This window comes from Edwardsiella piscicida (assembly GCF_001896205.1).
GTDB classification, from domain to species: domain Bacteria; phylum Pseudomonadota; class Gammaproteobacteria; order Enterobacterales; family Enterobacteriaceae; genus Edwardsiella; species Edwardsiella piscicida.
The window spans coordinates 2,795,179-2,805,690 of the sequence record NZ_MPNU01000001.1 but is presented as its reverse complement, the minus strand read 5'-3'; the positions used below and the strand labels follow the sequence as shown (position 1 = coordinate 2,805,690).

At 50.6% G+C, this 10,512-nt stretch carries 16 protein-coding genes; all 16 read left to right on the top strand.

From position 1 onward, the window contains the following. Window positions 1–781: antA/AntB antirepressor family protein (locus BRD58_RS12860; RefSeq protein WP_073383283.1), on the top strand; the 781-nt coding region annotated here is incomplete at its 5' end. 106 nt (window positions 782–887) lie between these two features. After that, the gene (locus tag BRD58_RS17965; protein ID WP_408731674.1) at window positions 888–1,313 is read left to right on the top strand and encodes a lysis protein; all 426 of its coding nucleotides are present in this window, start codon (window positions 888–890) and stop codon (window positions 1,311–1,313) included. A 403-nt stretch (window positions 1,314–1,716) separates the two neighbouring features. Then, window positions 1,717–2,067 carry an HNH endonuclease gene (locus tag BRD58_RS12850; protein ID WP_073383274.1) on the top strand — a complete coding sequence of 117 codons (351 nt, stop codon included), beginning with the start codon at window positions 1,717–1,719 and terminating at the stop codon, window positions 2,065–2,067. A gap of 126 nt (window positions 2,068–2,193) precedes the next feature. Then, a complete protein-coding gene (locus tag BRD58_RS12845; protein ID WP_073383269.1) occupies window positions 2,194–2,649 on the top strand; it encodes a P27 family phage terminase small subunit in 456 nt (151 codons plus the stop codon). 2 nt (window positions 2,650–2,651) lie between these two features. Further along, window positions 2,652–4,373, top strand: coding sequence for a terminase large subunit (locus tag BRD58_RS12840; RefSeq protein ID WP_073383264.1), 1,722 nt, complete (start codon window positions 2,652–2,654; stop codon window positions 4,371–4,373). A 12-nt stretch (window positions 4,374–4,385) separates the two neighbouring features. Continuing rightward, window positions 4,386–4,586, top strand: coding sequence for a hypothetical protein (locus BRD58_RS18265; protein WP_073383260.1), 201 nt, complete (start codon window positions 4,386–4,388; stop codon window positions 4,584–4,586). Next, window positions 4,586–5,824 (top strand): phage portal protein, encoded by a 1,239-nt coding sequence (locus BRD58_RS12830; protein WP_073383257.1) that lies wholly within the window; start codon window positions 4,586–4,588, stop codon window positions 5,822–5,824. Before BRD58_RS18265 ends, BRD58_RS12830 begins: the two co-directional genes overlap by 1 nt. Beyond that, window positions 5,799–6,461 carry an HK97 family phage prohead protease gene (locus tag BRD58_RS12825; protein WP_073383252.1) on the top strand — a complete coding sequence of 221 codons (663 nt, stop codon included), beginning with the start codon at window positions 5,799–5,801 and terminating at the stop codon, window positions 6,459–6,461. The genes BRD58_RS12830 and BRD58_RS12825 overlap by 26 nt, the downstream gene beginning before the upstream one ends. A gap of 4 nt (window positions 6,462–6,465) precedes the next feature. Then, window positions 6,466–7,680, top strand: a complete 1,215-nt coding sequence (locus BRD58_RS12820; protein WP_073383247.1) for a phage major capsid protein — start codon at window positions 6,466–6,468, stop codon at window positions 7,678–7,680. Between the two features lie 40 nt (window positions 7,681–7,720). Beyond that, entirely contained in the window at window positions 7,721–8,026 is a 306-nt protein-coding gene (locus BRD58_RS12815; RefSeq protein WP_236721601.1) for a head-tail connector protein, read from the top strand. Beyond that, a complete protein-coding gene (locus tag BRD58_RS12810) occupies window positions 8,023–8,367 on the top strand; it encodes a phage head closure protein (RefSeq protein WP_073383239.1) in 345 nt (114 codons plus the stop codon). The genes BRD58_RS12815 and BRD58_RS12810 overlap by 4 nt, the downstream gene beginning before the upstream one ends. Continuing rightward, a complete protein-coding gene (locus tag BRD58_RS12805) occupies window positions 8,348–8,728 on the top strand; it encodes a hypothetical protein (protein WP_073383236.1) in 381 nt (126 codons plus the stop codon). The genes BRD58_RS12810 and BRD58_RS12805 overlap by 20 nt, the downstream gene beginning before the upstream one ends. 3 nt (window positions 8,729–8,731) lie before the next feature. Then, window positions 8,732–9,142, top strand: a complete 411-nt coding sequence (locus BRD58_RS12800) for an HK97-gp10 family putative phage morphogenesis protein (RefSeq protein WP_034168779.1) — start codon at window positions 8,732–8,734, stop codon at window positions 9,140–9,142. A 45-nt stretch (window positions 9,143–9,187) separates the two neighbouring features. Beyond that, on the top strand, window positions 9,188–9,667 hold the full coding sequence (locus tag BRD58_RS12795) for a phage tail protein (RefSeq protein ID WP_073383230.1): 480 nt from the start codon (window positions 9,188–9,190) through the stop codon (window positions 9,665–9,667). 9 nt (window positions 9,668–9,676) lie between these two features. Beyond that, on the top strand, window positions 9,677–10,261 hold the full coding sequence (locus BRD58_RS17960; RefSeq protein WP_073383225.1) for a hypothetical protein: 585 nt from the start codon (window positions 9,677–9,679) through the stop codon (window positions 10,259–10,261). Continuing rightward, on the top strand, window positions 10,254–10,512 hold a 259-nt coding region (locus BRD58_RS18045), incomplete at its 3' end, for a hypothetical protein (protein ID WP_158024515.1). The genes BRD58_RS17960 and BRD58_RS18045, both read left to right, overlap by 8 nt.

Below are 10,512 nucleotides of genomic sequence, written 5' to 3'. Positions count from 1 at the left end.
TACATCTGTAGCATCTTCTTATACCGACGCATCAAGCAATCATCATGTCGTTAATGAGTTCGCTGACATTGTTCCTGTTGTCAGTGGCCGGATCGGTGAGCGTGAAACCAATATTGTGAGTGCCAGAGCACTGCATGGTGCTTTGGGGGTTGGCCGAGACTTCACCAACTGGGTTAAAGGGCGGGTTAGCCAATACGGCTTCGTGGTTGGAGTTGATTACATCGCTGTTGAAAATTTGAGCTCGCCAAAACGGGCGAGCGCAAAATCTCGCCAACAAATAGAGCATGATTACTTGTTGACGCTGAACACAGCCAAAGAGCTGGCAATGGTTGAGCGTAGTGAACAAGGGCGCGCCATCCGTCGTTACTTCATCCAGTGTGAAGAGGCGTTACAGCTCACCGCCCCAGAGGCCGCCGCGCGCTATCGTCGCAAGCTAAAGGCTCGCATCGGAGTGGCAAACCTGTTTAAGCCGATGTGTTCTGCGTTGGAATCGGTAAGGGCTGAGCAGGGCAAGGCGACGCAGTCTCACCACTATAGCAACGAAAGTAACATGATCTCCCGCATCGTCCTGGGAGGCCTTACTGCGAAGCAATGGGCGGGTATGAATGGGTTGGTTGGGGATCCGCGTGACTCGATGAATGCCGAGCAGTTGGAGCATCTGTCTTATCTGGAAAGCACCAATATAACCCTGCTGGATATGGGGATGGATTACCTGCAGCGAAAGGTTGAGCTAACCCGACTATCCCAGCGTTGGATGGCGCGGCGCCTGGGAGCCGCATAATGTTCAATAAACTCTGGAAGCCACTGGCGCTAATCGCGTTGGTGGCTTTGTCGCATTGGGAGGATATGTGAGCCGTACCATTATCATCGTTATTGCTGCGTTGGTGATGGGGTTGGTAGTGCTGGCTTGGACGACCGACCGCTACCGTAGTAACGCCATCGCCTACAAGGGACAGCGCGATAAAGCCACTGAACGGCTTAGCCTGGCCAACGCCACTATCACAGATATGCAGACACGTCAGCGCGATGTGGCTGCGCTGGATGCCAGACACACCCAGGAGTTAGCCGATGAAAGAGCCAAGATTGATGCTTTGCGTGATGATGTTGCCGCTGGTCGCCGCCGGTTGCGTGTCAACGCCACCTGTCCCGGCCCCATGCATCAAGGCACCGCCACCGCCGGCGTGGATACTGCAGCCCGCCCCCGACTGGCAGACACCGCTCAGCGGGATTATTTCACCCTCAGAGAGCGAGTAACGACGATGCAAAAGCAGTTGGAAGGAGCGCAGCAGTACATTCGAGAGCAGTGCCAATAAGCCAGCATTACAGCAGGCCTGCGATAATGCAACGGGGTCGCCATGTGCGGCCCTTTTTTCTGGAGGTAACAATGAAACGGTCGTTATTTACTCAGCCCCCCAAGCGCTGCAGCTATTGCGGTTCGTTAACGCATATCGTTCAATTCTGCCCAAAAACTTATGCAGGGCGCTCGAATATAGAGAGCCGCGAGCGGGTTAAGCAGCTGGTTAACAGCACCCGTAACCAATAATCGGTTTGCGCCGCCTGTCGCCGTGTCCTCGCCTTAACCGAGACCATGCCATCCTTCATGTGAGTGGGCGGGGTCATTCAAAAACAGGTAACGCCGGGGTGGTTCCCGCATGCTCGCCAGCTGGAGCGATGGCGGAAGAATCCAGCGCAATACCTAATGAAAGGATGATCAATATGCCTAAGCGTATACCGCGTGCATGCCGCAAACATGGCTGCAGGAAGACTACGACAGATCGTAGTGGTTATTGTGATGAGCACCGCAATACGGGATGGGAGAACCATCAGCAGGGTAAGAGCCGACATGAGCGTGGGTATGGCAATAAGTGGTCTCTCATCCGGGCACGGATTCTCAAGCGTGATAAGTACCTTTGTCAGGAGTGTTTGCGTTCGGGTCGAGCTGTAAGTGCGACCACGGTTGACCATATCCAGCCTAAGAGCCATGGCGGAACGGACGATGACTCCAACCTTGAGGCGTTGTGCTGGCCTTGTCATCGAGCAAAGACTGCCAGAGAACGGCTGGTGTAGTGGGGGGAGGGGCGGTGCGAATACCTACCCCTCTCGAACCAAAGGACCGCCGCCTTAGTCAAATTTTTACACACTCGAAATAAGGAATTTTTTTTCGATGATTTTTAACATTTGGGAGCGTAGGAAATGGGGACGGCTATGCGGGCTGCTGGAGGGGGGAGAAAGCGAAATACCAGCACAAAAAACAAAAGCAGCCTGACGCGGATTGCCCCTCCAGCTGAGCTATCAAGTGAAATTGCAGTTCGACTCTGGAAAACCCAAAGTAAAATATTAATAGAACGCGGAACGTTCGAGCTGGAAGATGCTCCGCTTTTGCTCGCGTATTGTAATTCGTTTCATCTCATGATCGTGGCAGAAAAAGTGATAGCCAAGCTAGCCGAAATTGATTTGGAGAACATGGGTATTGCGGACGTGGGTGGTACTGGCGGATTAAAAAAACATCCTGCCGTTGCTGTTCGTAATGACTGCGTGTCGCAGCTTGCGCGGTTGGGTTCACTCCTTGGGCTTGACCCTCTTAGTCGAATGAGGATGGTCGGCGGCTCTGAGCCCGATGATGATGAGAACGAATTCGATGGGTTTTAGCTATGGCGTCATACCCGAACGTAAATGCCGCCCAGCAATATGCAAGGGAGGTCGTTAGCGGGAAAATACCCGCGTGTAAATATGTCCAAGCCGCATGTCAGCGGCATTTTAACGATCTGGAAAAGTCCAAAGATAAGGATTGGCCATATCGCTTCGATAGAGACCGAGCGGAAAGAGCTTGCCAGTTTATTCAGTTGCTTCCCCATACAAAAGGGGAATGGGCAAAGCGGAAGTTGAAAATTACGCTGGAGCCGTGGCAGCAATTCATTTTTGCTATGGTTTTTGGTTGGCTTAAGAAACGAAATAAAATGCGCCGCTTTCGTGAGGCGTATACCGAAGTCCCCCGCAAAAATGGTAAGTCTTTATTTGCAGCGGGTGTCGGTATTTATATGTTTTGTGCAGACAATGAATACGGCGCTGAGGTGTACTGTGGTGCGACGACAGAACGCCAAGCGTGGAAGGTCTTTGAGCCAGCGCTGCTGATGGCGCAGAAGTTACCGAACCTGCGTAAAAAATTCAGTATTAAGCCTTGGGCTAAAAAAATGACACGGCCTGATGGGTCGGTTTTTGAGCCCGTTATCGGCGATCCGGGTGATGGTGATTCACCATCATGCGCTTTGATTGATGAATATCACGAGCATGCAACTGACTCGCTGTATACCACAATGACCACAGGTATGGGGGCTCGTGAGCAGCCGTTAGCATGGATCATCACAACGGCAGGGTTCAGCCTTGAGTGTCCATGTTATGAGAAACGCCAACAAGTGGTGGAGATGCTTGATGAGATAATCCCAAATGAAGAGCTATTTGGCATTATCTATACTCTTGATGACGGGGACGATTGGACCCGGCCCGAGGCGCTGGCAAAGGCGAATCCAAATATGGGCGTGTCGGTACAAAGTGATTACCTTCTCGCTCAGCAGAACCTTGCGATCAATGTTCCATCGCAAACCAACAAAATTAAGACCAAACATTTTAATTTATGGGTTTCTGCTAAATCGGCTTATTTCAACCTTGAAAAATGGAAAGAGTGTGCGGATACATCATTAAAAATCGATGACTTTTATGGCGAAGACTGCGATCTTGGTATTGACCTTGCCTCAAAACTCGATTTGAACTGTGTGTGTCCCATTTTTAAAAGGGTGATCGATGGGCGAGTACATTATTTTTGTGTAGGTGCTCAGTTTTGGGTGCCAGAAGACACGGTATTTTCTCCTGATCCCGCACTGAAAAGAACATCGGAACGTTATCAGAAATTTGTCAATATGAAAAAACTGATTGCGACCGATGGCGCCGAGGTTGATAACCGCCAGATATTTGAGCATATAGTTACATTAAACAGTACCGTAAAAGTACAAAGTTGCCCAATTGATCCTCATGGCGCGACGAGCATTTCACATCTTCTTGCTGATGAGGGATTAAACCCTATCACCATAGTTCAGAACTATACAAATATGAGTTCTCCCATGAAGGAGTTGGAAGCGGCAATAGCCAGTGGTCGATTCCATCATGATGGGAACCCTATTTTAACATGGTGTATTAGTAACGTTGTTGGGAAAACGATTCCCGGCAGTGATGATGTTGTAAGGCCGACCAAGGAGGGCGCAGAGAACAAAATAGATGGTGCTGTTTCTCTTATTATGGGTATTGGGCGCTCCATGCTGAATGAGAATGTTGAGTCTCTTTCTGATCATATTGAAGCGCATGGTATTCGTTCTCTTTGATGAGTTGCCTGTATGAAATTAATAAATTGTATAACCGCCTTATCAATCATGGTAGGGGTGGTCGGCGTGTTTTCTCTTACCTATGGCGTTTGGCGTATTTACCCACCGGCTGGGTTTATTGTGGCTGGACTCTTGTGTCTGGCCTGGTCTTTCCTAGTCTCGCGGATGCTGGGTGCTCAGGCGGAGAACGCCGATCCTGATAAGGAGGGGTAATGTTCTTTCCGGGTATGTTCCATAAGTCTGGTAATAAGGCGATGACATCACAATCGCTTAGTGAGCTTATCGGGATCTCCTACGACACCTACGTGGGAAGAAGGGTAAGCCCCCAACTTGCCATGCAGCTCACCGCCGTATTTGGCTGCGTTCGTGTATTGGCTGAGTCAGTGGGGATGCTGCCGTGCTCTCTGTACGAACAGTTGGATCTGGGGAGTAAAAAAGCGGTTAAGGAGCGGCTTTTTAAACTGCTGTCGGTCAAGCCTAACGGTTACATGACACCCCAGGAATTTTGGGAATTGCTTATCGCTTGTCTATGTTTGCGTGGTAATTTTTTTGCTTATAAGGTGATGGCGTTAGGAGAGGTTGTTGAGTTGCTTCCTCTCGACCCTGGTTGTGTCGTGGCAAAGCTTAATAGCCAGTGGGAGCCCGTTTATCAGGTTACATTTCCCGATGGCTCCAGTGAAGCATTGAGCCAGAACGAGATCTGGCATGTGCGCATCTTGACACTTGATGGCCTCAACGGGTTAAGCCCGATTGCCTACGCGCGACAGGCGATTGGTTTGGGTATGGCCACAGAAGAGCACGGTTCACGTCTTTTCAGCAATGGCGCTGTAACCAGTGGGGTTCTACAAACAGACGATTCGTTATCTAATGATGCATTTGATCGCTTGAAAAAAGATTTTGAAGAGCGGCATCAGGGGCTGGCAAACGCGCATAGGCCGATGATTCTGGAAATGGGCTTGAAGTGGAACCAAATAAGCCTATCGGCAGAAGATGCCCAGTTTTTAGAAACCCGTAAGTTTCAGCTCGAAGAGATTTGCCGAATTTTTCGTGTCCCGATGCATTTGGTACAAAATACCGATCGGGCAACCTTTAATAATATTGAAAACCTTGGCATCGGCTTTATTAACTATTCGCTGGTGCCATATCTCACAAGAATTGAACAGCGTATTAATATTGGTTTGGTGAAACCCGGAAAACAGGGGCGATTCTATGCAAAATTCAATGTCGGGGCTTTGTTACGCGGTGATATGAAGTCTCGCTTTGATGCCTACGCCACTGCAATCAACTGGGGAATGTATTCCCCCAATGACTGCCTTGAGTTGGAAGATCGTAACCCGCGTCCCGGTGGTGATGTTTATCTCACCCCGATGAATATGACTACCAAGCCTACCGATAACGCAACGCCCAAACCACAGGAAGAACCCAATGACGATGACCAAGCAGCGTCTTGATGTCCCACTGAAACTTAAATCTGTCAGTGATAGTGGCGAGTTTGAGGGGTATGGCTCGGTGTTCGGTGTCAAGGATTGTTTCGATGACATCGTGATGCCAGGCGCTTTTACCAAGTCGCTAACGCTTTGGCGAGAAAAAGGTAGCCTGCCCGCCATGCTCTGGCAGCACAACATGCAGGAGCCGATCGGGATTTATACCGAGATGAAAGAGGATGAGGTTGGACTATTTGTCCGTGGGCGATTGCTTATTGATGATGACCCCCTCGCCAAACGCGCACATGCCCACATGAAGGCCGGTTCTTTAACCGGCCTTTCTATTGGTTACGTGCTGAAAGATTACGAATACGACCGTACCAAAGAGGCATTTTTGCTCAAAGAAATTGATCTTTGGGAGGTCAGTCCGGTGACTTTTCCCGCCAATGATGAGGCGCGTGTCAGCGACGTGAAATCGGCATTTGCGAGGGGAGAAACGCCCTCACCGAAAAGCATAGAGCGAGTCCTGCGAGACGTTGGACTTTCCAAAAGCCAGGCCAAGGCATTTATGGCGGATGGCTACAGCGCACTTTCACAGCGAGACGCTGGCGACCTGAGCGCAGCATTAAATGCACTGAAATCAATCAATTTTAATCAGGAGTAACATCATGACTGTAGATATCAAAGACATTGAACAGGTCGCGAATGAGTTGAAAGGCAACTTTGACGAGTTTCGCCAGAAAAATGATAAGCGACTTAACGCCATTGAGCAGGAAAAGGGCAAGCTGTCTGAAACCGTCGATACGCTTAACATCAAGTTAACCGAGCTTGATGCCTTGAAATCGGCGCTGGAAGATGAGTTGGCGGCAGCAAAACGTCCCGGTGGTGGCGGTGCTTCAAAAGCAGCCGCAGAGCATAAAACGGCGTTCGGACAGTTCCTGCGTAAGGGTAAAGAGGATGGGCTGGCCGATCTGGAGCATAAGGCTATGCAGACCACTACCGATCCTGATGGCGGCTATGCTGTGCCGGAAGAGCTGGATCGCAACATCATCAGTGCGCTGAAGGATGAAGTAGTGATGCGCTCTGAATGTAACGTGATCACCATGGGCACCCCAAACTATAAAAAGTTGGTGAACAAAGGGGGGACCAATAGCGGCTGGGTAGGGGAGGTTGATGAGCGTCCCGAAACCAAAACATCACAACTGGCGATGATTGAGCCTGTTTGGGGGGAGATTTACGGTAATCCGATGGCAACGCAAACCATGCTTGACGATGCCTATTTTGATGTAGAGAACTTCATCACCACGGAGTTGACGCAGGAGTTTGCCGAGCAAGAGGAAATTGCCTTTACCAACGGCGACGGCAGTAAAAAGCCGAAGGGCTTGCTCGCTTACGGTAGTACGGATGAAAACGATAAGGATCGCGCCTGGGGTAAGCTGCAGCATTTATTGGCAGCCAAGCCCACCGCAATCACTGCTGATGAAATCACCAAGCTGGTTTATACGTTGCGCAAGCCATACCGCAACGGTGCGCGCTTTATGATGAACAACAACACGCTGTTTATTGTGCGTACACTGAAAGACTCGCAGGGCAACTACTTGTGGCAACCTGGCTTGCAGTTGGGGCAGCCGTCTTCTTTGTTGAGCTATGGCATTGCAGAAAACGAGCAGTTCCCAGATATCGGTGGCGATGCTACGCCAATTGGCTTCGGGAATTTTAAGCGCTGTTTCACGATCTTGGATCGTATCGGTGTCCGTATGTTGCGTGACCCGTATACCAAAAAGCCGTTTGTTGGTTTCTACACGACGAAGCGCGTGGGCTCCATGATGGTGGATAGCCAAGCTGTGAAACTCCTTAAGATGGCTGCGCCTGCATCTAAATAATCCAATGGCGGCATTAGCCGCCTTTATTGAGGTGCCTATGATGCCAACGCTAGATGAGTTACGTCAGCAGTGTCGCATCGATGATAAGAGCGAAGACGCCTTGTTAATGATCTATGCGGGGGCGGCGAAGGTGGCTGCGGAAACGTTCTTAAATCGTCCGCTGGTGACGGAGGGGGAGGATATATCAGGGGATGCATTACCATTGACGCCCGATATAAAGCTGGCGCTGATGATGATGGTAGGTCACTGGTATACCAATCGAGAAGCGGTGAGCCCCGAGCAACTGATGCCGGTGCCATTCTCATACCGTGCGTTACTTGAACCATATCGGTTCAAGCCACTATGAAACCCTTGGTGGCTGGCGAGCTGAATAAACGCATTGCCCTGCAATACATTACAAAACAGCGTGGCTCGTTGGGTGAGCCTCTGCCGGATCAGGTAGTGCCCGTAGGTAAGGTATGGGCAAAGGTGGAGCCTATTTCTAACAGAAAAATTCGTCTGTTGGATCAACAGCAAGTGGTAGAGACATACCAATTTACGCTGCGTCCTCGCTCTGATGTGCAACAGGACTGGCAAATCGTACTGGGAGATCTGGTATTCACCGTTAGAGCGACGGACAGAACGCTACCAGATCGCCTGATTATTACTGCGGAGGCCTGTACCCGCAATGATCGAATTAGCCATTAAAGCCTCATTAGAGCGCATTACCGGGATGGATGTTTACCCGTTGCTTTTGCCTCCTGATGTGATGACCGGGGTTACCTACCAACGCATATCGGACCCAGCTGTAGAGACTGGGTTAGCGCGCACACGCCTAGTGGAGGGGCGGTTTCAAGTAACGTTCTATGTCGTCGATATGTTTACCCGCCTAGTCACTGTGGATCGGGATGTCTGGTCAGTATGGCAAGGGATTGTACATAGCCACCTGGAAGGCTATGACGTGCAATTTATTGAACGCGCTGGCTTACAGGACGGACAAGAGATCCTGAATAACGGCTCTATTGTATATAGCCGCCGCCGCGATTACCTGATCACGTTTTCGGAGTAACCCATGGATATATCCATCACATTCCCGCAAGGGAAGGACTTCGATCGCCTGCTTACTGAGGTTGGAGAGAAAGTCGGGGTAAAGGTGCTGAGAGATGCAGGACGTGCGGCTTTAGCAATTGTTGAGGCTGATATGCGGCAGCACGCCGGTTTTGATCCAAAAAATACCGGTGAACATATGCGTGACACTATTCGCACCCGCAGCACTAACCGCATGCGCGATGAGCGGTATGCCACGGTGGTCACTCTGAAGGTTGGCCCTAGCAAAGCTCATCACATGAAAGCATTGGCTCAGGAGTTTGGTACGCGTAAGCAGGTGGCTAAGCCGTTTATCCGTCCGGCGCTCGATTACAACCGGCAAAGGGTATTACGCGTGCTGGCCGTTGAATTGCGCTATGCCCTTGAGGGCCGTTAATTCTATCCGCTGCGTTCGCAGCATTTTTAACAGAGAGATATCGCTATGACTGATGAAATTCGCAGCCCGTCAGAATTTGCCATGCTGCCGGCGGGAACCCGCGTATCGTTCGGCCCTTTGGGTACGGCCATTGATGCAGGGAAACTACTGCAAAACGCCATGTCGATTGGTACTACGGGCAAAAAGGGAACCTATGTCGAAGTGACCCGCCTGATCGATACCGAGCCCAAGTTTATGCAGGATATGGGGGAGGCTGAGGACAAGACCTTCATTTTTATTGATGCTCCCGACGATACCAACCAGGAGGCATTTACTGCTGCTGCAGAGGCAAAAGAGACGGTGTTGATGTTCATTGAGTTCCCGAACAAGCGCGTGGCAACCCAGGAGCTGGCACTGAATGGCTGGAGTATGCAATCGGTCGATACTCCGAAAGGCAAGGTATTACAGGTGGAGGTTTACGCCAAGCAGAACAGTGTGTCCTGGTCACGCAAGGTAACGGTTACACCGTCAGGCAAATCAGCATAAGGGGGCGCCATGCTTTATAAAGAATTATTACTCAAGCCGAACAGTTCACCGATCACCATCGATGCCTTTGGACAGAAGGTTACTATCCGGCGCCTAACTGCCATGGAGCTGATGGAGTACAACAACAGCATCGATGCAGAGAAAGGTAATGCTCAAGCTCTGTCTGAGCTTGGGGTTAATTTGTTCCTCTCAGCGCTGGTGCATCGCGACGGCAGCAAGCCCAGTCCGAAGGAACTCCCCACCGCCGCACAGGTTCTTAGCTGTCAGGCTCAGGCCGATATTTTGCAGGCGGTTACCGATGTGCAACGCCATAGCTACGGCACGTTGGAGGAGGCCAAAAAAAATCTGAGGGACTCGCCCTGGCTGTGGGAGCTGTTTGCACTGGCCGACAGCCTTGGCGAGAGAGATCCCAGAAAGCTGCTAGATCTCCCTGCCGACCTTTTGTTGCACTGGCAGGCGTTCAGGAGCTTGAAACAGGATGCCATTAAGGAATCAGGACTCCCGCTACTTACGGATACGGCCACGCCAGATCCGATTGTGGATGGCGATTCTGATGATTTCTCTCAATGTTTACGGGTGATTGGTTATGGGTGATGTTGCATCACTGGCGGTTGCATTGCACCTGAATGCGGCCAGCTTTAAATCCCAGTTCTCTGACGCGATGCGTTCTGCGGACTCAGGTGCTCAGCAATTCAACCGAAAGGCCCAAACCGAAGCCCAAAAAACAAAGAAGGCGTTTGAAGACATCGGGGTAGGCGCTAAAAAAGCAGACGCCGATTTTCAGTTTCTGTCTCGTCGAACCCAAGAGAACATCGTTGGGTTCGATCGTCTGCGTGATGTGTTGG

Coding starts and splice junctions, on each gene's coding strand:
- BRD58_RS17965 (WP_408731674.1), top strand. CDS start 888: ATGGGGTTGGTAGTGCTGGCTTGGACGACCGACCGCTACCGTAGTAAC.
- BRD58_RS12850 (WP_073383274.1), top strand. CDS start 1,717: ATGCCTAAGCGTATACCGCGTGCATGCCGCAAACATGGCTGCAGGAAG.
- BRD58_RS12845 (WP_073383269.1), top strand. CDS start 2,194: ATGGGGACGGCTATGCGGGCTGCTGGAGGGGGGAGAAAGCGAAATACC.
- BRD58_RS12840 (WP_073383264.1), top strand. CDS start 2,652: ATGGCGTCATACCCGAACGTAAATGCCGCCCAGCAATATGCAAGGGAG.
- BRD58_RS18265 (WP_073383260.1), top strand. CDS start 4,386: ATGAAATTAATAAATTGTATAACCGCCTTATCAATCATGGTAGGGGTG.
- BRD58_RS12830 (WP_073383257.1), top strand. CDS start 4,586: ATGTTCTTTCCGGGTATGTTCCATAAGTCTGGTAATAAGGCGATGACA.
- BRD58_RS12825 (WP_073383252.1), top strand. CDS start 5,799: ATGACGATGACCAAGCAGCGTCTTGATGTCCCACTGAAACTTAAATCT.
- BRD58_RS12820 (WP_073383247.1), top strand. CDS start 6,466: ATGACTGTAGATATCAAAGACATTGAACAGGTCGCGAATGAGTTGAAA.
- BRD58_RS12815 (WP_236721601.1), top strand. CDS start 7,721: ATGCCAACGCTAGATGAGTTACGTCAGCAGTGTCGCATCGATGATAAG.
- BRD58_RS12810 (WP_073383239.1), top strand. CDS start 8,023: ATGAAACCCTTGGTGGCTGGCGAGCTGAATAAACGCATTGCCCTGCAA.
- BRD58_RS12805 (WP_073383236.1), top strand. CDS start 8,348: ATGATCGAATTAGCCATTAAAGCCTCATTAGAGCGCATTACCGGGATG.
- BRD58_RS12800 (WP_034168779.1), top strand. CDS start 8,732: ATGGATATATCCATCACATTCCCGCAAGGGAAGGACTTCGATCGCCTG.
- BRD58_RS12795 (WP_073383230.1), top strand. CDS start 9,188: ATGACTGATGAAATTCGCAGCCCGTCAGAATTTGCCATGCTGCCGGCG.
- BRD58_RS17960 (WP_073383225.1), top strand. CDS start 9,677: ATGCTTTATAAAGAATTATTACTCAAGCCGAACAGTTCACCGATCACC.